The sequence below is a fragment of the Rhodospirillales bacterium genome (assembly GCA_020638175.1).
Taxonomy (GTDB): Bacteria; Pseudomonadota; Alphaproteobacteria; order Micavibrionales; family Micavibrionaceae; genus JACKJA01.
The window spans coordinates 596,221-622,833 of sequence record JACKJA010000002.1 but is presented as its reverse complement, the minus strand read 5'-3'; the positions used below and the strand labels follow the sequence as shown (position 1 = coordinate 622,833).

At 50.6% G+C, this 26,613-nt stretch carries 23 protein-coding genes; 9 read left to right on the top strand and 14 right to left on the bottom strand.

Annotated elements, in window-relative coordinates:
* Positions 1-4 precede the first annotated feature (4 nt).
* On the bottom strand, positions 5-2,122 hold the full coding sequence (locus H6868_03055) for a histidine--tRNA ligase family protein (protein MCB9988296.1): 2,118 nt from the start codon (positions 2,120-2,122) through the stop codon (positions 5-7).
* Between the two features lie 435 nt (positions 2,123-2,557).
* Complete coding sequence (locus H6868_03050) at positions 2,558-3,538, bottom strand: Fic family protein (GenBank protein ID MCB9988295.1); 981 nt, start codon at positions 3,536-3,538, stop codon at positions 2,558-2,560.
* Positions 3,539-3,864: 326 nt separating this feature from the next.
* Here H6868_03050 and H6868_03045 point away from each other — a divergent pair, with 326 nt between their 5' ends.
* Genes H6868_03045 through H6868_03035 form a run of 3 tightly spaced genes read left to right on the top strand, consistent with a single transcriptional unit; the run spans position 3,865 to position 8,599 of the window.
* Complete coding sequence (locus H6868_03045; GenBank protein ID MCB9988294.1) at positions 3,865-4,242, top strand: hypothetical protein; 378 nt, start codon at positions 3,865-3,867, stop codon at positions 4,240-4,242.
* A 48-nt stretch (positions 4,243-4,290) separates the two neighbouring features.
* Entirely contained in the window at positions 4,291-5,451 is a 1,161-nt protein-coding gene (locus H6868_03040) for an efflux RND transporter periplasmic adaptor subunit (protein MCB9988293.1), read from the top strand.
* Positions 5,441-8,599, top strand: a complete 3,159-nt coding sequence (locus H6868_03035; protein ID MCB9988292.1) for an efflux RND transporter permease subunit — start codon at positions 5,441-5,443, stop codon at positions 8,597-8,599. The genes H6868_03040 and H6868_03035 overlap by 11 nt, the downstream gene beginning before the upstream one ends.
* 127 nt (positions 8,600-8,726) lie before the next feature.
* Here H6868_03035 and H6868_03030 read toward each other — a convergent pair whose 3' ends face one another.
* The 4 genes from H6868_03030 to H6868_03015 form a co-directional block, all read right to left on the bottom strand.
* The gene (locus tag H6868_03030; GenBank protein MCB9988291.1) at positions 8,727-9,317 is read right to left on the bottom strand and encodes a YceI family protein; all 591 of its coding nucleotides are present in this window, start codon (positions 9,315-9,317) and stop codon (positions 8,727-8,729) included.
* A 117-nt stretch (positions 9,318-9,434) separates the two neighbouring features.
* Complete coding sequence (locus H6868_03025) at positions 9,435-10,622, bottom strand: amidohydrolase (protein MCB9988290.1); 1,188 nt, start codon at positions 10,620-10,622, stop codon at positions 9,435-9,437.
* Positions 10,623-10,662: 40 nt separating this feature from the next.
* On the bottom strand, positions 10,663-10,815 hold the full coding sequence (locus H6868_03020) for a hypothetical protein (protein ID MCB9988289.1): 153 nt from the start codon (positions 10,813-10,815) through the stop codon (positions 10,663-10,665).
* Complete coding sequence (locus tag H6868_03015) at positions 10,812-11,462, bottom strand: HlyD family efflux transporter periplasmic adaptor subunit (GenBank protein ID MCB9988288.1); 651 nt, start codon at positions 11,460-11,462, stop codon at positions 10,812-10,814. Before H6868_03015 ends, H6868_03020 begins: the two co-directional genes overlap by 4 nt.
* Before the next feature lie 355 nt (positions 11,463-11,817).
* Here H6868_03015 and H6868_03010 point away from each other — a divergent pair, with 355 nt between their 5' ends.
* Positions 11,818-12,165, top strand: coding sequence for an alkylphosphonate utilization protein (locus H6868_03010; GenBank protein ID MCB9988287.1), 348 nt, complete (start codon positions 11,818-11,820; stop codon positions 12,163-12,165).
* A 13-nt stretch (positions 12,166-12,178) separates the two neighbouring features.
* Here the strand turns inward: H6868_03010 and H6868_03005 are convergent, their stop codons facing one another.
* The 3 genes from H6868_03005 to H6868_02995 all read right to left on the bottom strand — a co-directional run bounded on the left by H6868_03005 (position 12,179) and on the right by H6868_02995 (position 16,596).
* The gene (locus H6868_03005) at positions 12,179-13,408 is read right to left on the bottom strand and encodes a sodium:proton antiporter (GenBank protein ID MCB9988286.1); all 1,230 of its coding nucleotides are present in this window, start codon (positions 13,406-13,408) and stop codon (positions 12,179-12,181) included.
* A gap of 105 nt (positions 13,409-13,513) precedes the next feature.
* Positions 13,514-16,285, bottom strand: a complete 2,772-nt coding sequence (locus tag H6868_03000) for a M10 family metallopeptidase C-terminal domain-containing protein (protein MCB9988285.1) — start codon at positions 16,283-16,285, stop codon at positions 13,514-13,516.
* 134 nt (positions 16,286-16,419) lie between these two features.
* Entirely contained in the window at positions 16,420-16,596 is a 177-nt protein-coding gene (locus tag H6868_02995; protein ID MCB9988284.1) for a hypothetical protein, read from the bottom strand.
* 108 nt (positions 16,597-16,704) lie between these two features.
* Between H6868_02995 and H6868_02990 the strand changes: the two genes are divergently transcribed.
* The 5 genes from H6868_02990 (at position 16,705) to H6868_02970 (ending at position 20,823) form a co-directional block, all read left to right on the top strand.
* Positions 16,705-17,103 carry a helix-turn-helix transcriptional regulator gene (locus H6868_02990; GenBank protein MCB9988283.1) on the top strand — a complete coding sequence of 133 codons (399 nt, stop codon included), beginning with the start codon at positions 16,705-16,707 and terminating at the stop codon, positions 17,101-17,103.
* Positions 17,104-17,150: 47 nt separating this feature from the next.
* Positions 17,151-17,903: a LuxR family transcriptional regulator gene (locus H6868_02985; protein ID MCB9988282.1), complete on the top strand. Its 753-nt coding sequence runs from the start codon at positions 17,151-17,153 to the stop codon at positions 17,901-17,903.
* A gap of 71 nt (positions 17,904-17,974) precedes the next feature.
* Entirely contained in the window at positions 17,975-18,628 is a 654-nt protein-coding gene (locus tag H6868_02980) for an autoinducer synthase (GenBank protein MCB9988281.1), read from the top strand.
* 16 nt (positions 18,629-18,644) lie between these two features.
* Entirely contained in the window at positions 18,645-18,956 is a 312-nt protein-coding gene (locus tag H6868_02975; GenBank protein MCB9988280.1) for a hypothetical protein, read from the top strand.
* A gap of 511 nt (positions 18,957-19,467) precedes the next feature.
* Positions 19,468-20,823 carry an MBL fold metallo-hydrolase gene (locus H6868_02970; protein ID MCB9988279.1) on the top strand — a complete coding sequence of 452 codons (1,356 nt, stop codon included), beginning with the start codon at positions 19,468-19,470 and terminating at the stop codon, positions 20,821-20,823.
* A gap of 88 nt (positions 20,824-20,911) precedes the next feature.
* Here H6868_02970 and argH read toward each other — a convergent pair whose 3' ends face one another.
* The 5 genes from argH to H6868_02945 are packed head-to-tail and all read right to left on the bottom strand — an operon-like array spanning position 20,912 to position 26,573.
* Positions 20,912-22,243 (bottom strand): argininosuccinate lyase, encoded by a 1,332-nt coding sequence (gene argH / locus H6868_02965; protein MCB9988278.1) that lies wholly within the window; start codon positions 22,241-22,243, stop codon positions 20,912-20,914.
* Entirely contained in the window at positions 22,240-23,433 is a 1,194-nt protein-coding gene (locus tag H6868_02960; protein ID MCB9988277.1) for an aspartate aminotransferase family protein, read from the bottom strand. Before H6868_02960 ends, argH begins: the two co-directional genes overlap by 4 nt.
* On the bottom strand, positions 23,433-24,311 hold the full coding sequence (gene argB / locus H6868_02955) for an acetylglutamate kinase (protein MCB9988276.1): 879 nt from the start codon (positions 24,309-24,311) through the stop codon (positions 23,433-23,435). The genes H6868_02960 and argB overlap by 1 nt, the downstream gene beginning before the upstream one ends.
* Positions 24,312-24,321: 10 nt before the next feature.
* On the bottom strand, positions 24,322-25,335 hold the full coding sequence (locus tag H6868_02950) for an N-acetyl-gamma-glutamyl-phosphate reductase (protein MCB9988275.1): 1,014 nt from the start codon (positions 25,333-25,335) through the stop codon (positions 24,322-24,324).
* A complete protein-coding gene (locus H6868_02945; GenBank protein MCB9988274.1) occupies positions 25,332-26,573 on the bottom strand; it encodes an argininosuccinate synthase in 1,242 nt (413 codons plus the stop codon). The genes H6868_02950 and H6868_02945 overlap by 4 nt, the downstream gene beginning before the upstream one ends.
* Between the last annotated feature and the right edge of the window lie 40 nt (positions 26,574-26,613).

Genomic DNA, 26,613 nt, shown 5'->3' with positions numbered 1-26,613 from the left:
CCGCTTAGGCCGGATTCCATTGATTGAAAACCATCTTTCTGGTTTTTCCTGATGTGGTTTCTTCAATGGTCACTGTGTCACAAGAGCCGTTAATTCTCATGATTTCAGGAATGCCCCTTTCTTTAGCGTATTGGCGTCCATGCTCAACATCCCCACATCTATAATCTATTTCGGCAGGGATGCCTTTTTTCCTGATTTCTCCAGCAAGACGTTCTCCTTCTAAGAGATTTTGGGAGGACGCACATATGATCAGGATCTTTGTCGGAGATGCAGCCCCTACTTCAAAACAGCCGGAATCTCTCAGTAGATCAATTGCTCGCGTAATATCCAGCGAGGCCCCAACGCCAGGGCGACTTTGCGCCATAAAATGGCTAACCAGATTATCATATCTTCCTCCCACAATAATGGGAGGATAAGCAGGGTTTCGGGTACATCTTCCTTCGTAAACAGTTCCCGTATAGTACTCCATTCCTCGCACGACAGACATATCGGCGTGAACCATGTTTCCTGGGATGTCTTGCAAGAGTTCCATAACTTGCTGGAGTTCGGCAATCCCTTCCTCAAGTAATTGGTTAGTGCCGCAAACTTTCCTAATTTCATTCTTGAAAGTGCCATACGATGTTCTGATTTTTGCAAAATCAATACAACGGGCAGCAATTTCTCTATCGAGGCCTAAATCTTGATGTAATTGGGCTTGAATCCCCTGAAAGCCAAGAGTGTTTACATTTCCAATGATTCCAATAACTTTTTTGGCCTTTTCTTTGTCTAATCCCAGAGACGAAAAGAAGCCTTGAGTAATCTTTCTGTTACTAATTCCTAGTTCAATCGTGCCCAACCCAACGGCATCAGCTACTTCACACATAATGCGCGGGAATTCGGCATCATACTCCAAGGGTAGAGAGCCATCACCAACAACATCAATATCTGCTTGAACAAATTCTCTATGCATTCCCCTAGTGATATCTTGTGATCGCCAAACAGGGCCAATTCTTGCACTTTTGAATGGTAAAGGGATTGTTCCCAAAGCGGTGTTTTCAGCAATGTAGCGTGCAAGAGGGCCTGTATGATCAAAACGCAAACCAAGGGTTGGGCCTTTTTGTGCTGAGGCGTGTGCAAAAGCTGAACTGATCTCGAATATACGGCTTTTCTCGTTCTCCGTGTTTTCTTCCAGCACCAGCACGGATAACTCTTCAACTGACCTTGTTCTTATAATCGGGTATCCGTGCAATTCAAAAATTTTCCGAATGTTTTCAATCCATCTATGTTCGACAGTCTCAATTTCTGGCGGATAATCCTGAAACCCGGCAATAGCAGTCGGTTTATGATATCTACGTTTCGGTTTATCTTGATGTATAAGCTCTGCCGGCGTGATAGGAGATCCATCGGGCAGGCGCCTAGTTTGCAAAAAAACATCATATGCGACCTGTTTGGCCCCTTTCTTGGATTTATCGGGGTTCAGCGGGTCATAATTTTCAATCATTTCCTTTGCTTGCTCGATTGTTTTCCCGGGGAAAACAATGAATGTTCCGTTTGAAAAAGTTTGGTCACCGTCAGCTGGCCCGTCGAAAGAACCGCTTCCTTTCAAGTATATGGCAGCCGATATTTCATTTTTGTAGATAAATCTACCAAAATAGCCATTTTCGACATCATCTGTGGGGTCATACTTTTTATTTATATCCGAAAGCGAAGCGTTCCAGCGGTCACCAATGCCTGTTTCAAGATATATTCTCTGCAAAGCTGCCGTAATTTTATTAGGAGAACAATCAGGCTGGTCTGCGCCACAAGAGTGTATAATTTCTTTGATTTTGATTGCTTTGGAATCGCTTGGTGACATAAGCATGATACTGCCTGTCCCATCAATTTTAACCCCTTGGGAGGCGTTATCTTTGTGATTGTGAAACCGAAGCCTGTAATCTTTTCTACTTGTTTTAGAATCGATTTTATCTGAGCCATTTTCCTGTTTGGTAAATATGTCAGGATCTTGAAACTTTGGCTCTCCATTTTCGTCAAGCATATTGGGAATCGGCCAACAAAAGCGTGACGATGTCTCAACATCACGGTTGTAATCAACCTCAAATAAACGGGCTGGATCCAGATCCCCAATAGTCCAACGATTACTCATTTTAATTCTCTCCTTATTTGTTGCAACTTTATTGCACACTGTTTTCGTAAAATCAACTTTTATGTCTTTTCTTGTCCGAATCTGCGGTCAGATCTTCAGGAGGATGCCTGAAATGTGGAGCCCTCTGACTGTTTTCCGTCAGCACAAGTTGGACAGAGAACGCATTTATAATGAGGCGTTACTGTTAGAACAGAAAGACCCGCGGTTATTGGGCACTCCAAGGTAACGCGGAGGTAACGTTTTTGCTCAATAACCGCGAGGACAGGGCAGGAATTTAGGGTAAAGGAGAGGAATTGCGGTGCTGGGCAAACTGTTATAAACTAAGGAACTGACAGTAATCGACAAGCACCTATAATAGTTATGTTAATATAACTCCAAAACCGTAGGTCGCAGGTTCGAATCCTGTCGCCCCTGCCATCAACCAAACAATCTTCGCTAACTTTTCTCTAGCAGTTGTTTTATTTCTTGTAGGCTGTAGCGCTGGTCTTTCAGCTTGTGAATTTTTTCTACGCGCGCGATCATGTCTGGCGCATAAAGCTGGTATCCTGATTTGGTAGTTTCAGCCACCTCAAGTAGTCCTTCTTTTGTCCAATGGCGGATGGTGGAGTTATTTTCATTAACAGCTTTAGCAATCTCCCCAATCTTCATAAGTTTTGGCTCAATACTCTGCGTATCTGTTTCACCGTTTATGGCCTTTAGATAAATATCAAGCGAACGGTCAACGGCTTTGCTTATAAGCTTAAAATAATCTTGTTTGGAGTCACCCAATTGCGCTTTTTCAAGGGCACCGATATAGGCCAAACGGTCACGTTTTCGAATAATGGCAGGAGGATAGCCCTCCATCATCAAAATCATATTCATCAATAGGCGTGCTGTTCGGCCGTTACCATCAACAAAAGGATGGATTGTGACTAAGCGATAATGTGCTTCAGCAGCCAATTCAACAGGATGTAGTTTTTTTTCGGACCTTAGCCATGCTTGCATATCAGCCATTAAATTAGGAACTTTGGCTGGGTTGGGCAAAACAACAGATGAGCCGGAAATACGCACAGGGACGTTGCGGTAGTGTCCTGCATTTTCATCATCGATGCCTTTCAGGATTATATTGTGGATTTTGAGAATATCGTCCTCTGTCAAAGCCTGAGGCTTGCGATCGACCTGATCCTTAACCCAGTCAAGAGCCTGCGCGTGATTAGTGGCCTCCAAATGCTCTATTAATGATTTACCCCCGACAGTCAGGCCTTTCTCAACAACCAGCGCTGTTTCACGGCGGGTGAGTGTGTTGCCTTCAATAGCGTTGCTCGTATATGTAAGTTCAACACGAAACCATTCGTCCAGATTATTGACCAGAGCATCTGGGAGTGGCCTGTACTTGTCTAAAACTCGTTTATTTTGCGTTAAAACATCATAATTCATCTATAAACCATAAACCATAACATTATGGTTTTCAAGGTTTTTTGCTCTCTGGAGAATAATTATTGTTCGATTGCATCCCCTGCCATTTAGTCCATAATTTCCCGATATTCCAGATTTTATACGCCTCAGCCCCGCACACCGCGGCGCTTCCCGAATGCCTTCAGTTCGAAGGACAGCAGAGAACACCTTCTCACCCTCATTTCTCACCTTTTTCTCTAGCCCCTGTTTTCCCGTCCTTTGGGCAGGTGAAAATACGATAATCTCTAGTATGAACAATCTTTAGTAACTTTAAGACTTTTTTATCCGAATAGTGTATTATGAGACCCATGCGCAATATTTTGCTTGGATTGATGACGTTTTTGATGCTCACGCCGATACTGACGTGCGCGATGCCGTTTTGTCCTATGAAGGGGGCGCAAGCGGCAGAAGAAAAGCCCTGCCATCAATCGAAAGAAAGTAAAAAATCAAGCCCGATGATGGCGCTGGACTGTATGGGCGTAGATTTGTTTCAGCCAAGTGTACAGGCCGATGTACCGCAGCCGGATCAATCCCTGGACATTATTCATTTCGCATGGGCTGATTTAACCACCGATTACAGTTTTCAGCCCACTGATATTCACGGCATTCGCGGCCCGCCTGATGGAGCCGGGCGAACGCCTAACGAACCTCCCCTGATACTCACCACGCAGCGTTTTAGAATTTAAACACGCCTCTTTTCCTGTTTTTTTCAACCTTAGGAAAGGAGATTTATTATGCGTGTTTTATTTTTCATTCTATTCTTATTTGCGTTTGTCCCATCTGCACTGGCAGCAGAGGACATCTATATATGCCCGATGCACCCGCATATCAGCGGGGAGGAAGGCGATACGTGCCCGATTTGCGGTATGACGCTGGTACCGAAAGTAGCCGAAGCGCCGGATGGCGCAGACCACGAAGGTCACAGCGCAGCCGCCGCTGAAGGCGCATTTCATATTGATCCGTCTTACGTTCAAACTCTTGGTGTTAGAACTGCGGAAGCGATGCATCACGATTTTGGCCGGAACATCCGTGCCTTTGGAAAAATCGCGCCCAGCACACGATTGGAATATGCCGTGGATGTGCGTACCAAAGGCTGGATTGTTGGCCTGCCTGTGGCGGCCGTCGGCGATACGGTCAAAAAAGGCGATCTGTTGTTTACCTATTACAGCCCTGACTTGATGAGTGCACAATCGGATTTTCTTATTGGCAGCCGGATCGGCAATGCGGAGCAACGTCTGCGCCTGTACGGTATGGATGACAAGGGGATCGCAGAGCTCAAAAAGCAAGGCAAGTTCCTGGAAGAAACACCGTTTTATGCACCGGCTGACGGTACGGTGACAATGCTCAATGTGCGTAAAGGCGCGCATGTGAATGAAGGCGGCAGTGTTTTAAAATTGCAGGACTTTTCCAAGCTCTGGGTCAATGCAGATGTGCCGGTGCGTGATGTGCAATTTCTGGAAAAAGGAATGCCCGCCACTATAACCGTGCCGGAAACAGGAGAGCATTACGAAACGACCGTGGATTTTATCGATCCCGTGGATGATCCGCAAAGCCGCACAGTTCAGGTGCGCCTGCTTTTGGACAACCCGGATGGAACGTTAAAATCCGACACTTACGTGGATGTTGTCTTCAATGCCGATGTGCAATCACGCCTCGCCGTTCCGGTGGAGGCCGTTCTGTATGGGGAGATGGGTGCATATGTCATAGAAGACGCGGGCGATGGATATTTTAAACCTGTCATGGTGGAAACGGGAATTACGGCGGACGGTCTGACCGAGATTAAAAGCGGCCTCTCTCACGGCCAGCGGATTGTGACCTCCGGGCAATTTATGCTGGATGCCGAAAGCAATCTGCGCGGCGGCATGGCGGGAATGGAGCATCATCATGGACAATAATCATATTCATGATCCTTCCCAGAGCTTCGCGGCCAAGGTTATCGATTGGTCAGTGACCCATCAGTTTTTTGTCATGCTAGGCGCTTTGGCCTTATTTGTGACGGGAATGGCGGCGGTAACGAAAATCCCGTTGGATGCCATTCCCGACCTGTCCGACACACAGGTGATTATTCGCACAGACTGGCCGGGGCAAGCTCCTCAGGTGGTTGAGGATCAGGTGACCTATCCGCTCTCCACACAGATGCTCTCGCTGCCCAAAACAAAAGTCGTGCGAGGCTTTTCGATGTTCGGCACGTCGTTCGTCTATATCGTTTTTGAAGATAACGTGGATATGTATTGGGCGCGGAGCCGCACGTTGGAATATCTCTCGCAGGTACGCGGTATGTTGCCCGAAGGCGTAGAGCCGCAACTCGGGCCGGATGCAACGGGCGTGGGCTGGGTGTTTCAATATGCATTGTATGACCGCACGGGCCAGCATGATCTTTCGGAATTGCGTAGCTTGCAGGACTGGTTTGTGCGCTTTGAACTGGCGACCGTTGCCGGTGTGGCGGAAGTGGCCAGTGTCGGCGGGTTTGTGAAGGAATATCAGGTCCTGGTCGATCCTAACAAACTGCGCGCCTTTGACATTCCTTTGCAAACAGTGATCGAAGCTGTGCGCTCTGCCAATCAAGAAACCGGGGGCCGGACGCTGGAAATGGCCGAAACGGAATATCTGATCCGCTCTCTCGGCTATGTAAACAAACCGGAAGATTTGCAGCAAGCTGTTCTAAAAAGCATAGATGGAACGCCCATTACAGTTGGTGATGTGGCGCGCGTGGTGGAAGGCCCGGCGCTCCGTCGCGGCGTAACGGAACTCAACGGTGTGGGGGAAGCGGTAGGCGGCATTGTTGTTATGCGCCCCGGTGCCAATGCTCTGGATGTCATCCATAATGTCAAAGCGCGGCTGGAAAGTGTGAAACAAGGGTTGCCAGACGGTGTGGAAATCAAAACCGTTTACGACCGCAGTGAATTGATTGAAGGCTCGGTCGAGTACCTTAAACATAAATTGATTGAAGAAAGCCTGATGGTTGCACTCATTACCTTTCTGTTTTTACTTCATGCCCGCAGCGCTTTGGTCGCCATTATCACCATTCCGCTCGGTATCCTTGCCGCCTTTATTGTGATGAATGCGCAGGGGATTACGGCCAATATCATGTCGCTGGGCGGAATTGCGATTGCCATTGGTGCGATGGTGGATGCGTCGATTGTGATGGTGGAGAATGCCCACCGGAAATTATCCGGCATGGGGGCGGAGGCAGATAAGGAGGAAAAACAAAAAGCACTCATACAAGCCGCCAAAGAAGTTGGGCCGGGGTTATTTTTCTCCCTGTTGATTATTACCGTGTCTTTCTTTCCGGTTTTTGCCCTGACCGGGCAATCGGCGCGGCTGTTCACGCCGCTGGCTTTTACCAAGACTTATGCCATGGCTGCTGCTGCATTGTTATCGGTGACAGTGGTGCCGGTGCTGCTGCTCTGGCTGGTGCGCGGCAAAATCCGTCGCGAAGATGAAAACCCGACCAATCGTTTCTTTATTGCTTTGTATAAACCATTTTTGAATGCGGCTTTGGAATGGCGCAAGACAACGATTGTGCTGGCTCTTATTGCTTTGGTCAGCACCGCGCTTCCGGCCTCGCGTTTGGGCAGCGAGTTCATGCCGCCGCTTTATGAGGGCGGGTTGCTTTATATGCCGATGTCTCTGCCGGGCGTGTCGGTCACCAAAGCAAGGGAGATTTTGCAGGTTACCAACCGCCAGATCATGACGGTGCCTGAGGTCGAACATGTATTTGGTAAAGCGGGCCGTTCCAATTCGGCTACCGACCCCGCGCCACTGGCGATGATTGAAACATGGATTGAACTCAAACCCCGGTCTGAATGGCGCAAGGGGATGACGCCGCAAAAACTGATCGCCGATCTCAATGAGCGCGTCGGCCTGCCGGGGATGATGGATAGTTGGGGCTATCCGATCAAAATCCGCCTCGATATGTTGACCACAGGAATCCGTACCCCGGTCGGGATCAAGGTAGCCGGAACCGATTTGAACAAGATCGACGGGATTGCCAAACAGGTCGAGGGGCTGGTCCGCACTGTGCCGGGCACGCGCAGCGCCATTGCCGACCGGGTTGTTGGCGGAAAATATATCGAGATTGTGCCCAACCGCCGGGAGATTGCCCGCTACGGCATATCGCTTGGTATGGTTCAGCGGGTGATACAAACGGCGCTGGGCGGGATGCAGCTTGATGAAGCTGTGGAAGGGCGGGAGCGTTATCCGATCATGCTGCGCTACGACAGGCCGTTCCGCGAGCATGTAACGGAACTGGATAATATCCTTATTCCCACGCCGCAGGGTGCACAAATTCCATTGGCTGATCTCGCTGAAATCCGTATTGCCGAGGGGCCGTCCATGATAAAATCCGAAGATGCGCGGCTCAATGGCTGGGTGTTCGTGGATATTGAGGGCCGGGATCTTGGTTCCTACATTGCTGATTTGCAGGAAAAACTGAAAACGCTGGAATTGCCGCAAGGCTACACGCTTAAACTCTCCGGGCAGTTCGAACAGATGCAAGAAGCGAATGAGCGTCTGAAAATGGCGGTTCCAGCCACGTTGCTGATTATCTTGACGTTGCTTTACCTGCATTTTGGTCGCTGGGATCGCACATTGCTGATTATGCTCTCCGTGCCGTTTGGTGTAACGGGCGGGGTGTGGTGGCTGTGGCTGGCCGGGTATCATCTGTCCGTAGCTGTCGCAGTTGGGTTTATTGCGTTGGCCGGGATTGCCGTTGAAACCGCGATTGTCATGTTGATTTATCTCGACCAGCAAATGCGCGATCATTGGCCGGATAGTTTTGAAGGTCTACTGGAAAATGTTCGTCGCGGCGCAGTGCAGCGCGTGCGTCCCAAAATGATGACCGTTTCCGTGATTATTCTCGGCCTGATCCCGATTTTCCTGACCGAAGGGCCGGGTTCGGACGTGATGCGGCGGATTGCCTTGCCGATGGTTGGCGGCATGATTAGCACGACGATCCTGACGCTTATCCTTATTCCGGTTCTTTATGCGGCGTATATGCAATGGAAACTGAAACTACCGACACAAACCGAAAGGAAAGATTAACTTTGATTGACGTTTCATACGACGATTTGGGACAAGGAACAGTTAACCTCTGACTGCTTCCGCTGCCATTTTCCAAATATTTTCAAACTTTGACGAGAACAACGGAACGGGTGCGCGCGGAGTGGCCCTACCCTTTCTCAAAGACGAAACGAAGCGTGACAGGAACGACGCGAGTAATCCCCGGCAAGCCCGCCAGCTCCCTTAATTTATCGATTCCGGCATCAATACCAAGATCCTCGGTTGTCACCATAATCATTTCATCAGTCACCGCCAGGATCTTATCCGCGCTCAGCCGGGCCACAAACATTGACGTTTCAACCGGCACGGAGATGCCGGACAGGTCGAGCGCTCCCTCAACATCAAGCGTGGTTGTTTCTCCTGGTGCCAAAGCATCCAGCTTTTCAAGATCAACCTGGGTTTTCAGCGTTGCTGTGGGATGTTCACTATCAAACACGTATGTGCGCATCCGTTCGTTACGAATATCGACGTTTGTTTCCACCGACATGACGTCGATATCAACCGTGACCTGACCGTCATCGCCCACCGTGCCTGAAAACTTTCCGAAATGATTGTTCTCGCCGATCGAATCTTTCTTGATCGATCCATAGGCGATTTTTGATTCACCCAGCGCCAGTGTCCAGACAGCGTCATCGGCCGCAAAAGCCGGGCTTGCCCACAGAAAAGCCATGAAGGCCACAGAAACGATCATTTTCTTCATAAAATGTCTCCTTCGATTACAGAACTTCGCCAATCGCAGCATCTGGATTCAATATGTACAGATAGAAGGCGTAAACAAGCCCGCAGTCCCTTATTATTCTCTTTGTTCACGATTTTTCTAGCTTCCCAGCTTCATTTCCACCAGCCGGACCCAGTATTCCGCGCCTGTGGCGATGACATCATCGTTAAAATCATAGTGCGGCGTGTGGAGACTATGACTGCAGGGCGTACCGTCTTCCCCGCTATTCTGGCCCAGCCAGATATAACAGCCCGGAATTTTACTTAGAAAAGCGCCGAAATCCTCGGCCGCCATCGAGGGTTTGACGTTCGCATCGATATTTCCCGTCCCGACAATTTCGGCGGCCACCCCGGCACAAAAAGCGGCCTGTTCTGCATCGTTGATCGTCGCTTCGGTATCACGAGTATAGGTATAGCTCACGGTCACGCCGCTGGCCTGCGCCGTCCCCTGTAATATCTCCCCCAGCCGTTTTTCCAGCCTGTCCCGGACAGCCGGATACAGCGTCCGGACAGCGCCCTTGATAACGGCCTGGTCGGGGATAACATTCAACGACCCGGTGCCCGCCGCCACATTCGTTACACTAATCACGGCCGAGTCCAGCGGGTCTACCTCGCGGCTGATAAAGTTCTGTATGGCCGTAATCATGCCGGCCGCCGCAATCACGGGGTCTTTGGTGTTGTGCGGCATCGCTGCATGGCCGCCGACGCCCCGAATTTCTGCTGCGAAATAATCGCTGGCGCCCATGATCGGCCCCGGACACACCGCCATCTGCCCCTTTGGCAATCCCGGCCAGTTATGAAGCCCATATATGAAGTCCATCGGGTATTTTTCAAACAACCCTTCCTCAATCACGCGCAGGGCGCCGTTGCCACTTTCTTCGGCGGGCTGAAAAATCAGGTACACCGTGCCGTTAAAATCCCGGTTTTCGGATAAATACCTGGCCGCCGCCAGCAGCATCGCCGTATGACCGTCATGACCACAGCCATGCATTTTGCCGTCAATCTCGGAGACCCAAGGCTTATTAGCCTGTTCCTTTATGTTCAGCGCATCCATATCAGCTCGCAAGCCAATGGCTTTGCCGCTGCCCGTTTTGCTGCCGGCAATCGTTGCGACAATTCCGGTTTTCGCCCAGCCGCGTTCATGCGGAATATTCCATTCGGCCAGCTTTTGCGCGACAAAATCACTGGCAAACCGCTCTTCATAAGAGGTTTGCGGATGCCTGTGCAGCGCCCGCCGCCATTCGGCGGCTTCCTGCGCAATACCAAGAATTTCATCTCTGATGTTCATTTTATTCTTCTTCCCTTACCTGTTTCCATTACCCGTAAAATTAATCCAGTGTACGACGATAGCGTTTCATGGCGATGAGCGTAATGATAACCATGAACACCATCAGCGGCCAGAGATGCGGCCAGATTTCCGTGAAATTACTGCCCTTGAGCAAAACGGCCTCGGCGTGGCGAAAGGAAAAGAAGGTCTTCATGCCTGTTTCCCTTCGCTTTTAAAATTATCCTGAGCATCGGCCATATAGCGGATAAACACGCCTTCGAAAGACGGGCTTGCCTCGTGCCATTCATAGCCGGGTTTCTTAAAGTACGGAGCGAGAGCCTCTTCCAGCTTGTCCTTATCCGTGCCGCCGACATGGAGGCTATCCCCGAACGGCGCAACGCCTTGTCCCGCCTTTAGCTTTGATACCGTGCCCTCCGGCACATAAAAACGGATTTTCACGTTTCCCGGCGGGAGCAAATTCACGACAGGCTGGCCTGCCGCTACATATTCGCCGGGCCGAAAAAACGTCTCTTCAATTATACCGTCAGCCGGTGCAAACGGCGTTGCTTCTATCAGTTTTTTTTCGGCCTGCTTCAATGTTTGTTCGGCCATATCTACGGATGCTTTAGCGGCGGCGATCCTATCACCGCGCGCGCCCAGCCCCGCTGTTTTCAACTGTGCCTCCAGCTCATCCATCCGGGCTTTTGCGCTATCCAGAGCCGCCTTGGCGTCGTCACGGGAGGACAGGCTGGCCGGGGCTATCATGACAAACTCACCTTCGATATAGCCATGGATTTTGGGACCAGACGGTTCACAGGCTACAAGCAAAAGGGGCATCAGTAAAAGCAGGATTTTGCTCATGATACAGCTTTCTTTCTACGGGCTGCGGTAATCGCTTCTTTTTCTTTCAAACCATAACGCTCCGTCCCGGATGGAGAAAGACAAATTCCTTATGCGCTTTAAAAAAATAGACGTCCGGCCCCGCATATAGAAGAATAATGCCTTGAATCACAAAGGATTTAAAAAAAATTTATAGTCCAATCTGACGGGAAAGATAGTACGACGAATGGCGAAATCAATTCCGCTGTCCCTGATTTGTTTTTGCACCATGCTCCCGGACAGCGGGAAACTAGGGCATAAATTCTTGCTTTGAATAACGGCAAATAAATGGTGTAGACTGGCCCCCGCGCTGAAAAAAACGGAAAGTACGGAAAAGATGAGCACTATCCCCCCCTGTCCCCAATGTAACTCTGCTTATGCTTATGAAGACAGAGGCTTATACAATTGTCCCGAATGCGGTCATGAATGGTCGGAAAGCGGTACATCCGGCGAAGAAAGCGGAAACGTCGTCATTCGGGATGCCAACGGCACGGAACTGCAAGACGGCGATACCGTTACCGTCATCAAAGACCTGAAAGTAAAGGGATCGTCAGCCGTTGTGAAAGTCGGAACCAAAGTTAAAAATATCCGGCTGGTCGGCGGCGACCATGATATCGATTGCAAAGTTCCCGGCATTGGCCCGATGGGCCTCAAATCCGAATTCGTGAAAAAAGTATCCGATTAAAATCGTATGTGCTCTAGCCGTGGTAGCGGCGGCTTAAGCGCCCAATGGTCAATCCCTGGACCAGGATCGAAAACAGCACGATGCAATAAGTGACCAGCAACAGGAAATCACGCAGCTCGCCGGTCGGCAGCGACAAAACCATCGCAACAGAAAGGCCGCCCCGCAGGCCGCCCCATACAAGGATCGGGATTACGCCCGCGCTGAAAGTCCGGTAGCGGCTGAGAATGCCGACCGGGAAACTAACCGACAAGGTCCGGATCAAGAGCAGCCCCGGAATCATAATCAGCCCCGCATAAAACGCCGTCTGGTTAAAGGGGATCATCACCAGTTCGAACCCGATCAGCATAAACAAAATCGCATTCAGAAACTCATCTATCAGTTCCCAGAAATTGTCGAGGTTCTGCTTGGTCATATCAGACATCGCATGCGCCCGGCCGATATTCCCGACAATCAGCCCGGAAACAACCATGGCGATCGGACCGGATGCATGAAGCGCATGGGCAAGCTGATAGCCCCCCATCACCAGCGCCAGAGTCAGGAAAATCTCGACCTGATAATTATCGACACTGCGCAGCATCAAAAATGTGATATAGCCCAGAACCGCGCCCAGAACCGCGCCGCCGAGCGCCTCCTCGACAAACAGCAGGGCAACGTGAGACGGGCTGGCATGTCCCTGGGTCACAACACCAAGAATGGCCAGAAACAAAACAACCGCGACGCCATCGTTAAACAGTGATTCACCGACCACCTTGATCTCAAGCGTTTGCGGCACGCCCGCTTTTTTCAAGATGGCCATAACCGCGATCGGATCGGTCGGCGAGATCAAAGCCCCGAACAGCAGGGCATGGAGAAACGAGATATTGAAACCGAGCAAGGGAAACAGGTACCAGCACACCAGCCCCACTAACACGGTCGAAAATACAGTGCCGAAAAAAGCGAGGATCGAAACGATGTATTTCTGGGCGTGCAGGGTCTTCCAGTTAACATGCAGGGCTCCGGCAAACAGCAGAAAACTCAGCATGCCATCAAGCAGGGTTTTCGAAAAATCTATTTCGCCGAAAATACTGCGCACCAACGGCAAGACATCAACCCCGACAAGCGGCAATAGCAGCAAGACCGTCGACATGGTCAGAGCCATCACCATGATGCCAATCGTCGTCGGCAACTTGATGTAGCGGTAATTGATATAGGAAAATACCGCGCAAAAGGTAACAAGGATACTGGTCAGAGAGATAATGCCCATAAGGCTTTTATATATGATCCGGGGGGACGCCACCAGCCTAAAGTTAATCTCTATGTCCGGCTTTTTGCTCCGGCCGGCGATGTGTTTGGTTCTGATGTCAATCCGTTACAGAATCTGGTCTCCCTGATTATGAACATCCAGCAGATCAACCAGCGCCGTCCCCTGCTCGGCACCGCCGGTCACGGTTTCAACTGCGATTGCCGTATTTTGCGTGCCAGCATTGCTCATATTTTCCCATGTATGTTCATCGGAACACAATTGATCCAGCGCATCCTGCTCGGCGCTGCCGAAATCAATCAGGTCGGAGATATCCAATGCCATCGCCGCGCTTCCACCATCCTGTATTACCGTTTCCTGCGTCGCCGCGCCGGCAGGCAGTGTCGTTGTCATGATGAAACTCTGCCACGCCGATGCGTACGTCCCGTCGGATACCTTGGCCCATAATTTATCGGTGCCTTCCGCGCTGCCGCCCACGATGTTCAGGACATCAAATTCGGCCTGCGTCAAGATATGGCTCCCGCCGGCAGACAATCTGACGCCGTTCAGCTCGAAATACCCCGACACATTATTCGTTCCGCTATCCCAGACCTCGTAGGTCAGTGCATCGCCATCGGCATCCGCTGCGATAATGACGCTCGAGGCCAGTATTGCCGTTTCTTTGCCCAGGCTAAAATCACTGGCCGTCACGGTCGGCGCCGTATTAACACCGCCGCCATTGCCGCCCGTTTCGGCGATACTGCCGCTGGTCGTCAGGATAAAGGTTTGCCATGTTGCCGTGTGCGTACCATCGGAAACCCGGACCCACAGCTTGTCGGTGCCGTCGGCGCTGCCGCCCATGATGTGCAGGGCGTCAAATTCAGCCTGCGTTAAAATATGGCTCTGGCTGGCCGCCAGTTTGGCGCCATTCAGCTCAAAATACCCCGATACGTATTTGTTCTCGCCGTCCCATACTTCGTAGCTCAGTGTATCGCCATCAGCATCCGCCGCGGTAATGACGCTCGAGGCCAGCGCAATCTCTCCTTTGGCCAGAGTCAGGCCGCTGGCTGTCACGGTCGGTGCCGCATTACCGCCGCCTCCTCCACCGCCGCCGCCGCCAGCGAGGCTACCGCTGGTCGTCAGGATAAATCTCTGCCAGGCCGTTGTGGTGCTGTCATCGGAAACCCGAACCCACAGCTTGTCGGTGCTATCGGCGCTGCCGCCTACGATGTTCAGGGCATCAAATTCAGCCTGCGTCAGGGTATGCCCCCTGCCGGCGGCCAGTTTGCTGCCGTTCAGTTCGAAATATCCCGACACGCTTTTCGTATCGCCATCCCAGACCTCATAGGTCAGCGTGTCCCCGTCGGCATCCGTGGCGGTAACGACACTCGAGGCCAGCGTGACCTCTCCTCTGGCCAAAGTCAAATCACCGGATGTGAGAACTGGGGCCGTATCAAGAGAACCAAAATTCGCCAAGAGCTGGGCAAACGTATAGGAGCCGTCCGAGAAAATGAAGTTCTCGAAATTAGAAAGAACATCTGTAAAATTCTGGACGATGTGGTGAAAGGAAACAGTGACGCTGTTTATGAAGTTAAAGGCAAAGGCGCTGACCGAATAGTTATAGTTCGCGGTATCCGTCCCGCCGCCGCCATCCAGCGTATCATTACCGATCGTGCCGAATACGACGTCATTGCCGTTGTTCCCCAGCAGGATATTGTCGGAATCGTTGCCGTAAATCGTATCGCTGCCCGCCCCGCCCGTCGCGTTTTCGATCGTTGCGCCGTAGGCAATCACAAGGTTATTTGTCAGGCCGCCGACATTGCTGAAATCGCCGGAAACAAGCGTAATCGTCTGGGCCATACCGTACCCTGACAAATCCAGCGTGTCCGTCCCGCCGCCATCCCAGATAGCAACGATGGGCTGGGTCGTGATCGAAAAATCATACTGGGCGCGCCCGGCATTGCTGTTAAAGCCATAAATCGTGTTGCCGCTGCGCGTGGCATAGTTCGTACCATAGATGTTCTGGATGGCCAGCATATCAATCAGTTGCGGCGTCGAACCGTATTGCCCCATGTGGTTCGCGCCGGTAAAGCTGGCCGAGAAATAGGACATGATCGTGAACTGGCGCGTGTCGTTCGTCCAGATCGCATCGTTGTTATAGGTTGCGCTGCCGTTGTAATTACCGGAGTGCCCCAGACCCAATGAATGTCCGATTTCATGCAGCGCCGTTTGCAGGCCGTACAGACCGATCGTGTTCAGATCCCCCCAGCCGAACACATTCGTATCAATGGAAATCATGTTAGACGCAATATCGCCGCCGACAAAGACGGACGAAGACGAATAGGCGCGGCCATCGTCTCCTTCCACAATATCCATATCCCCGCCGCTGGCGACTTCCGAAAATGTAATATCGGCGATCTCCTGCCACATGCTAAAGGCATCGCGGAGCCCGGCCTTCTGGGCCGCCGTAAATTCGTTGGAGATCGAGTACGTTACGTTATGCTGCGCCCATGATCGCGCAATCGACCCGGCATCCGCCCAAAAGCCGTTGACCAGATAATCAGCGAACTGCGCGGGCGTAGCCGCCCCGCCCGGCGCATAAAGGGGCGCATCGTTAATTATTGTTTCTTCGATTTGTGTCACGGTGTTTCTGGTATCACCAGCATTGCTTTTCTTGCCTGTTGTTACGGGTACATGGGAAGCCCCGTCTTGTCTGATGTGCAGCAAAGCATTTTCAATTCCCGCGGCCGGGGACGTGCTTGTACCGTCGCCGTACAGAATGTCATCATCATCAAAATGATAGATATCTTTTTCTTTGTGCGACAAAACAACGGCTGGTGTAAACATACCGCTGGCGTCACTGACCGGCTTCATGCCGCCCTTTTGTGAAAAGCTCTCCACGTCTGAATCCTTACTGCGCTGGTTGAAGAAGAAGGGAACCCTTCTTTAAGACCTTTCACCAATTATAAGCGGTAAGACGTTGAGCGCCAATATAAAATTTAGACCTCTTTATAAAGGAAGAATGGATTGGAAAATCAGTAGAAAGTCAGCAGTCCTCCGGGAACAAAATCGCTGTCGTCATCTGTTTGCACAGCCCCGCCTTTATCTGCTTTTTTGTTTTCCGAATTATCATTGGCATTTTTATGGGGAAAAATAGACTGGCTCTTGTTCAATAAAGAGCAAGATATTGTCGTTATCTTTGGTTTTTTCATTTTTACAACACACGTTCTAGGTGTTAATGTTAGTTCATGGCTAATAGCCAAAGAATGAGTAACCCGTCAAACTTTACGTTATAAAAAATTAGAAGATATACACAAGCTATGACAAATTTTTCATTGATATCGAAACGCTCCACGACCGATCTTGATCGCTATATGGGGCAAAAACTAAAAACCCTGCGCTCTTTTAAAGGGATATCGCAGTCAGATCTCGCTGAATATATGGGACTTTCGTTCCAGCAAATTCAAAAATACGAAAATGGCAAAAACAGAATCAGCGCTGCCTCCCTGTTCCATATTGCTAAAATCCTGGATGCTAACGTCACAGATTTTTTTCCCGAAGAAAGTGGTCAGAAGGAAGAGGATACGTTATCCGACATATTGCTGGATAAAAATATTGTGGAACTTGTTCGTCTTTATGGTCAATTACCGGACGATGATAGAAAGAAATCTGTGCAACAATTTATACGCTTATTCCTAAAAATACAGGACACAGAATAAACAAAACCGACCGGGAACGTCTTTTGAGGAGGGTATAGCTTGCAGTCATGACCTCAATTGAAGAGTTTATTGAAAAAAGCAATAAAGCATCAAATGCAGAAGAAGCCTTTCATCTGTTTTCCCAAACCCTATCTGAAATGGGGTTTGACCGGGTTGTCTACAGCCTTTTAACAGACCATTTTTCTCTTCAAAAAAAGGCCGGGCACGGTATTGCCTATAATTATCCTGATGATTGGATGAAATACTACGCAGAAAAAGGCTATGACACAGAAGATCCTGTTCCCAAACAGGCTTTTAAATCTTCCCGTCCTTTTTCCTGGGAGGGGTTGACTAAAACAAGTGAACTAACGGCGCTTGAACAGAAAGTCATGAATGAAGCCGAAGAGGCCGGTCTAAAAAATGGCGTTGGCATCCCTCTTTATGGCGCCCATAGCGAAATTGCCGGCGTCGGACTTGCCAGCAGCACCGGAGGGATTGATATTGACCAGAACACACTTTGCAAGCTGAGGGCTATTTCATCCCAGTTTCATATGATTTATTCCGATTTCCTCACCGTAGAAACGTCCGTCAGCAATGTTCGCCTGACGCCGAGGGAAAGAGAAATCCTGTTGTGGGTTTCTGAAGGCAAAAGCGATCCTGTCATTTCTGAAATTATTGGTATCTCCATTCCCACGGTTCGTTTTCATTTGAACAATATCTATCAAAAACTACAAGCCAATGAGCGTACTTTTGCTGTCGTAAAGGCCTTACATCTGGGCCTTATTTCACCGAGTATTATCGCGGCCCCCTATCAGACTTGATAGCTACCTGATCTCCCCTTTTTTCGCTTTTCTAAACCCTGGTGAAACGACAAAGCACGGGGAGAAAAAGCATGATTGATTGTGTCTCAATTGAAAATGCCCATATGTTCAAAGGCAATCCATTAGCTTCGCAACATAAACTTCGTTATCAGAGCATTATTAAACGACAAGGCTGGGATGTTCCGGTTGTAAAAGACATGGAATACGATTCCTATGACAACCCCGCCACCACTTATCTCGTCTGGCGCGATGAAAATAATGTCGCACGGGGCGTATCGCGGCTTTATCCGACAGACCGCCCTTATATGTTGCAGGAAGTCTTTTCTCACCTTGTCACGGAAGAGTTACCCAATGACGTAAAAATATGGGAAGGAAGCCGTTTTTGTGTTGATGAGAGCCTTTCTCCACAAATGAGAAGACGGATCATACAAGAACTCGTTCTGGCCTATCTGGAGTTCGGGCTGGATCAGGGAATTGAACGTTATATTGGTCTTATGTACCCGATCTACTGGCGGAACATTTTCACCAAGGCCGGTTGGGACATTGATTTCATGGGACCTGAAATCCGGCTCGAAGAAGATTACGGTCATGCCGTTCGTGCGGGCGGGGTAAGGGTTTCCGAAGAAAACCTTTTCAAGGTTCGTGAAAAAACAGGCATCCATCACCCTGTACTTAATTATAGCGATTACAGCGATGAAATCGAAAAAATCACAAAAGTGGCTTAACACACAGGTAAAAAAAATGACTATCGCTCACCAAATCGAAAACACAAAAGAAATCAGAAGTATTATGGCCTCTTTGTTTTACTTATATAAGGAGACTGAGAAGTCAGGACTAACCGAGCTTTCCGATATTTTGAAAAATGCTTTGCACGAAACAAATTCATGGCTCGAAGATAAAAAATTGCCTGCTGAACGCCTTATCCTTGATAATCGCACGCTTCAGCTATTTGAAATTCTTTTCAAGGCGACGAGCATGTCACCTCGACAACTGGAAAAATTTCTTTCCATCGTAGGAGACAAGGACACTCCTCCAAGCACCATCCTGAATTAGCCACCCTTCTGATCATTCCCGGCTTTTTCCAGAGTTACGGCTCTTTAATGGAGCAAGGTGCCGAAACGGATAGTAGTTATTCTTACAAAATCACAAATTACATAAATTTCCAGCCTGCGGGTCCAGAAAAACTGGTAGTTCAGGTTGACCGGGTACAAAAAACTCTCTGGATTCTTTCTTACGTAATCAGATGCCCGTTTGCGCCCCCTCCTTTGCCTTGATTCAGCCCGTGCCCAAAAAGGCGATCATTCCGGGGGTGGCCACGGCGTAGAAGATGACATTTTTCACAGTGAGCACAATTTGTAATGCGCCTCATGGTCTTTTGTGCAGAGGGGGGCCGTTTTATTCTTCTTCTTTTGATACCCGTAGCAAGGGTGTATAGATATTCCGTATGAAGAACTGGTGTGCTTCTGCCACCAAACGAACAGCATAAAAAGGCCTGTCCGAAACAGAAACCAGGGATCGGCTACGACAGTGTTGTTTAAACAAGCTGACGGAAAGCGAGATATTGATGAAACTGACGTTCATGGGTGCGACGGGAACGGTAACAGGTTCCAAATACCTGCTGGAAGATGAAGGAAGACGTATACTCGTTGATTGTGGTCTGTTTCAGGGGCTTAAGGAATTACGTCTGCGCAACTGGGACAGGCTGCCGATCGACCCGGCCTCCGTCGATGCCGTTATTCTGACCCACGCCCATATCGACCATAGTGGTTATCTACCGCTGTTTGTCAAAAACGGCTTCAAAGGCTCTATCTACTGCTCCGAAGCAACGCTTGATCTGTGCCGCATATTGTTACCGGATTGTGGCCGGATACAGGAAAGCGACGCCGAGCGTTCCAACCGCCATGAGTACAGCAAGCACAAACCCGCCTTGCCGCTTTACACCGAAAAAGATGCCTTCGCCGCACTGGGACACTTTAAAGCTGTCAGGTTCGGACAAGAGTGCCATCTGAGCGATTTTTTGACTTTTTCTCTTAGCCGGGCCGGACATATTCTCGGGGCGGCCTGCGTTAAGATTAGCGATGGCCAGACGTCTATTGTCTTTTCCGGCGATCTGGGCCGTCCGAATGATCCGATCATGAAAGCACCGGCACAGATCCAGTATGCTGATTATCTCATACTGGAATCTACCTATGGCGACCGGCTCCATGAAGAAACCAACCCGATGGAAAGAATGGCTGATATTATTAACCGTACTTTCAAGCGTGGCGGCATAGTTGTTATTCCGTCGTTTGCAGTCGGACGTGCCCAGCTTATTCTGTACTACCTCCATGAGCTTATCAGGACAAAAAAAATCCCATATGTTCCTGTTTATCTCGACAGCCCAATGGCCATAGATGCAACAAAACAGTGGCAAGACCATGTTGACGAACATCGGCTTGATGCTAAAAAAGTCGGCGAAGTTTGCCGGACCGCAACCTACACACAATCGGTCGAGCAATCAAAAGCGCTGGATAACGGTGCGGTTCCGGCAATCATCATCTCGGCCAGCGGCATGGCAACCGGCGGCCGCGTTTTGCATCATATAGCGCATTATATCGGCGATGAGCGCAACACGATTTTATTCGCCGGTTATCAGGCAGCCGGCACACGCGGGGCGCGGCTTGTCCACGGTGAAAAAGAAATCAAGATACATGGCCACTTGCACCCGGTTCGGGCGGAAATCCATAACCTTGCCAGTTTATCGGCCCATGCTGATTATGCCGAAATCATAGACTGGCTACGTGCATTTAAGAAAAGACCGCGCAAAGTATTCCTGACCCATGGCGAACCGGAAGCCACCAGTTCATTCAAATTTAAGATCGAAGAACATTTAGGATGGAACGTGGAAATCCCTGATTATCTGCAAGAGGAAGAGCTGTAGAGATGAGGAACCGCCAGATACAACGCGGCTTTGACGGCCGCAGAGAATATTGGTGATTTTGACGGTAAAAATGGAATTCTCCTCCCCCTTACTTCTTCAGCCGGGCCTCAACCGCTTTCTCGACATTCAAGGCTTCAAACACTGTATCCGTAATCCGTGGTTCGATGGATTGCATGTCGGCTAATGCCAGTTCATCAAGTTTACAGCTTTTGTTTTCAGCCATTTTGACAATCTGGCCGGTAACATGATGAGCATCGCGAAACGGCATGGCCAGTTCTTTGACCAGCCAGTCGGCCAGATCGGTTGCCGTGGAAAAACCGTTTTCGGTATCGGCACGCATTTGCGTCACGTGAACCTGCATGCCGGCGACCATGCCCCCCATCGCTTTCAGACAGAGCTGCAGCGTGTCAAAGGCTGCGAACACCGCTTCCTTGTCGTCCTGCATGTCCTTGTTGTATGTCAGCGGCAACCCCTTCATCACGGTCAGCATTTGCATCAGTGCACCAATCATCTTACCGCTTTTGCCGCGCACCAATTCCGCCGCATCCGGGTTTTTCTTTTGCGGCATGATAGAACTGCCGGTCGTGAAACTGTCACTCAGACGGATATAGCCGAACTGGGACGTGGACCATAGGATCAGTTCTTCTGCAAAACGGGAGAGGTGAACAGCGCAAATACTGGCAACGGACAGAAATTCAAGCACGAAATCCCGTGCCGCCACCGCGTCCATCGTGTTGGCCACCGGCTGTTTGAACCCCAGTTCCTCAGCCGTCATCGCCCGGTCGATCGGGAACGACGTCCCGGCCAATGCCCCGGCCCCCAGCGGGCATTCGTCAAGCCGCTCCAACGCATCCGCCAACCGCCCCCTGTCCCGCGCCAACATCGCCGCCCACGCCTCCAGATGCAGGCCGAGCGTCACCGGCTGGGCGATTTGCAAGTGGGTAAAGCCGGGCATAATGGTGTTTTTGTGTTCATTCGCCTTGTCATTAAGGACGGCAAGAAAAGCATCAACATCACCAATCAACGCCATCACTGCCTCTTTCATCCAGAGACGGAAATCGGTTGCGACCTGATCGTTCCGGGAGCGTGCCGTGTGCAGTTTTCCGGCCACATCACCGATAATTTCTTTCAGCCGCGCCTCGATATTCATATGAATATCTTCAAGCTCGGTTTTAAAAACGAACGATCCGTTTTCAATTTCCCCCCGGATTTGCTGCAAGCCTTCGGAAATTTTTTGCGCCTCTTCGGCTTTAATAATCCCGCAGGCCGCCAGCATTTTCGCATGAGCCAGCGAACCTTGAATATCCTGCCGGTACAGGCGTTTATCAACATCAATCGAGGCGTTGATCTGCATCATCACATCGTCCGGCGCGCTTTCAAACCGCCCGCCCCACATCTGGTTGGATTTTGTCTGACTCATGCTGTTTCCTCCAATGTCTTTTTCAAAATCTCTATGGCCTCGTCGACTTCCGCCCGTCCGGCGATCAGCGGCGGCGCGAGGCGTAAAGTATTTTCCCCGGCGCTCAGTGCCATCACGCCGTTTTGCAGCAAAGCTTTCAAGAACGGGCTAACCGGGATATTCATATCAACCCCGACCAGTAAACCCTTGCCGCGGATAGCGCCCAGCGCCGGGAAATCATGCCTTAAACCGTCCAGTTGATCCATAAGATAAGCGCCGGTTTCCCGGACATTCTTCAGGAATGCCGGCTGCCAGACCGTTTCCATCACCGCCAACGCCACGTTCGCCGCCAGCGGATTGCCACCATAAGTCGTGCCGTGGGTGCCGTGGCCGAAATGGCTGGCGAAATCGCCCTTTGCCAACATCGCGCCCACCGGAAAACCACCACCCATTCCCTTGGCCAGCGTGATTATATCAGGGATAACGCCGTATTGTTCATAGGCAAAAGCCGTGCCGCATCGCCCGGCCCCGCACTGAATTTCATCAAAGATCAGGGCGATGTTTTTTTCGTCACACAGCGTCCGTAATGCCTTCAAAAAGGCTGGGGCAGCTATCCATACTCCGCCTTCGCCCTGCACGGGCTCGATAATGATCGCTGCTGTTTTATCTGTAACTAGTGCTTCCACCGATGCCAGATCATTGAAATCGGCAAAATTAATTCCCGGCACATAGGGACCCAAGAAAGGCTGGTTATCACGTTTATAGGTCAGGCTCGCCGCACCCATACTTCGCCCATGAAAACCGTTATGAAAGGCTATCACCTCATGGCAGTCCGGTCCTTTGGTTTCATAGGCCCATTTCCGCGCGAGCTTGAAAGCGGCTTCCACCGCTTCCGTTCCCGAATTGCACAGGAACACCCGGTCAAATGCGGAATGCTCGATTAAGAATTCCCCGCAGGCCAACCGGGGAGAGGTCATATACGTCCCCGGACAAGTGGTAAAGCACCGGATTTGCTCTTCGACGGCCTTGATAAAAACCGGATGGGCATGACCAAGGGACGCCACGGCAATCCCGGCGGCAAAATCGAGATAACGCTTGCCATCCGTGTCGAACAGGCAGCATCCTTCCCCGCGATCCAAAACAATGTCCTGCAGCGGATACAGATCGACAAAAACGCTTTGCGCTTTTTCCAGCATTTCCTGTGTATCCATTATGCAGCGTCCTTCTCAATAACCCGTTGTTCCTGATCGTATTTCTTCTTCTCGCTCCGTCGGACAATCATTGTGCCGCAGCCGGACGCCGTATAAATTTCATCCCGCAAAGCATCGGATTTAAAGCCGTTCAGAATATGAACGCGCCGTGCCCCGGCCTCCAGCACCCGGATACAGTTTTCCATCTTCACTTTCATGCCACCGGTAATCATCCCTGCAGCAATTTGCTTGCGCAGGTCATGGGCCGTCAGGACAGAAGCGGTTTTACCGTCAATCAAAACCCCATCTGTGTCGGTCAGGAAAATCAGCTTGGCCGCCTTCGTAGCCGCGGCCAGTTCTACCGCCACATTATCGGCATTGATATTGACAGCCTGACCTTCCGCATCCATCGCCAAACAGGGACACGCGATAAAAGAGGTTCCTTTTAACATCCGCCGGATCGCCTGCGGGTCGACAGTTTGCAACGTGCCGTCAAACCGCTTTGTCTGACCATGCGGCGACCGCCGCTGTGCCTGCCCCCATGAGGGCGGCACAGCATTTAAACAAATTCCTTCCAGATCAATAGCCTTCATCGTTTCCGTCAGTCGGAACGCCAGATCTCCGGCCATGACGTTTTGAATGAGCGCAATATCTTCTGCCGTTGTTACCCGCAAACCGTCCAGTTTCAGGGACGTCCGGCCCGTATTCTTTATGGCATCGTCAATCACATGCCCGCCGCCATAGACCAGCAGGACTTTTATCCCATCATCCGTCATTTCCTTTATATTTTTCAGCAGGTTTTCTCGGGCCGATTCATCCGTAATAACCCGTCCGCCTGCCTTGATAAGGAACAGCTTTCCTTTAAACAGGTGACTATAAAAACCATGGAAATCAAACATACCTATCTCCTTACGGGTAAACCGGGGTTGTAAAGTCCAGCCCGGCCGTTTCCGGCAGGCCGCACATCAAATTCATATTCTGGACCGCTGTGCCCGACGCCCCGCGCAATAGATTATCCAGCGCACCCTGCGCAATGATCGTCCCCCCCGTTCCTTCCCGGTAGTGAACATGGCAATGATTGGTGCTAACGACATGGTTTAAGTGCACCTCCGGCACGACATGCGTGAACAGCTCCCCATCGAAAAACCCGTTCGTGATGTCCAGTGATGCATCAGTCTGCACAAAGGCGCTGGCAAAAATCCCCCGCACATACGGCCCGACGGTCGGCAGAAAATTGAGCTGCTCTGCCGTGATGCCAAGCGTCCGGGTAATCTCGGGCGTGTGACGGTGTTCGTTAATGAGGTAGCTGTTCATATCCTGTGCCAGCACCGGATGGGTGGCCGGATCGCGGGGCGACCGCCCGCCGCCGCTGGTGCCGGAGACCGCCATCACATCTGCCTGTTTAATCTGGCCCCGGAACGGCAACAAAAGCGTCTGGATCAGCAGCGCATAACAACCGGGATTGGCCACAGCCTCCGCGGTTTCGATCGCTGTCCGGTTAATCTCCGGCAAGCCGTAGACAAACGTACCATCCAGCAAGTCCGGGGCTTTGTGATCTTCATGATAATAGCGTTTAAAAGTCTCCGCATCGGACAACCGGAAATCCGCTGACAGGTCGATCAGTTTGGTCTTACCGAGAAACTGCGCCGCGACATCCTGCGAGGCCATATGCGGCAGGCACAGGAATACAACATCACTTTCCGCTGCCACCGTGGCGTAATCGGTATTTGTTACCACGATATCCTGAACCGCTGGCAAGGCTGCCAGCCGCGGATATACCGCGGCCAGCGCCTCATTGTCATGCTGCCGTGACGTCAGGTACGCCAGCTCCACGAACGGATGCGCCAGTAAAATCCGCAGCAATTCCGTGCCCGTGTAGCCGGTGATCCCGACAATCGAGACTTTCAGCTTCGCGCCGGTCATGCCGCTTTCTCCAGCTTATGAGCCGCCGTTTGATAGCCGGCTTTGAGCCGGATGGCGTTAATCCGGATGAAGCCCTGTGCGTCTTGCTGGTTATATCCCCCTTCTTCGTCCATAGAGGACAGCTCGGCGTTATAAAGCGACTTGGCAGAACTCCGCACTACCGGATAGGCACAGCCTTTGAACAGCTTCACGGTGACATCACCCTCGACATTTTCCTGCGCCTTTTTCATGGCATGAAGCAAAAAGGCCATTTCAGGTGAAAACCAAAAACCGTTGTAGATCAGGTCGGCCATTTTGAGCGAGAGCATATCCCGGATGTGCATCACCTCCCGGTCCATCGTCAGGCCTTCGATATCTTTGTGCGCCTGCAGGAGGATTTCGCCGCCCGGCGTTTCATAGACGCCCCGCGATTTAATCCCGACATACCGGTTCTCGACCATATCCAGCCGCCCGATCCCATGCTTCGCGCCCATCTCGTTAAGGTACGTAAACAGTGCCAACGGCTCGGTATGTATCGTCTTGTCGCCCTTGTTCTCGACTTTGACCGGATAACCGTTTTTAAAGCTAAGCACGATATGATCGGCTGTATCCGGGGCTTTTTCCGGCGCAATCGTATGGGAATAGACATCTTCATCAGCCGCCGTGGCCGGATCTTCTAAAACCCCCGCCTCGTGCGAGATATGCAGCAGGTTTTCATCCTCTGAGTACGGTTTTTTGACCGTCGCGGTTACGGGAATCCCGTGTTTTTCCGCATAAGCCAGCATATCCGACCGCCCTTTAAACTGGTTGAGAAATTCAGGCATTTTCCACGGAGCAAGCACCTGAATATCCGGCTTCAGCGCATAATAGCCAAGTTCAAACCGTACCTGATCGTTACCTTTCCCGGTCGCGCCGTGGGAAACAAAAGCCGCACCTTCTTTCTCGGCAATCTCGATCTGCCGCTTGGCAATAATCGGCCGGGCCAGAGACGTCCCCAGCAGATACCGCCCTTCATAAACCGCGTTGGCGGAAAAAGACGGAAAGATATAATCGGTCACGAATTCCTTTTTAAGGTCCTCGATATAGACTTTCGATGCCCCGATTTTTAGTGCCTTTTCCTTCGCAGTTTCGAAATCTTCTTTTTGTCCTACGTCGGCGAGGTAGGCTATGACCTCATACCCCTGTTCCAAAAACCACTTCAGAATGACCGATGTATCCAAGCCACCTGAATAGGCCAGTACGATTTTTTGTTTACTCATTGTTTTTCTCCTTTGGTTTACTACAGATTTACACCGTCAT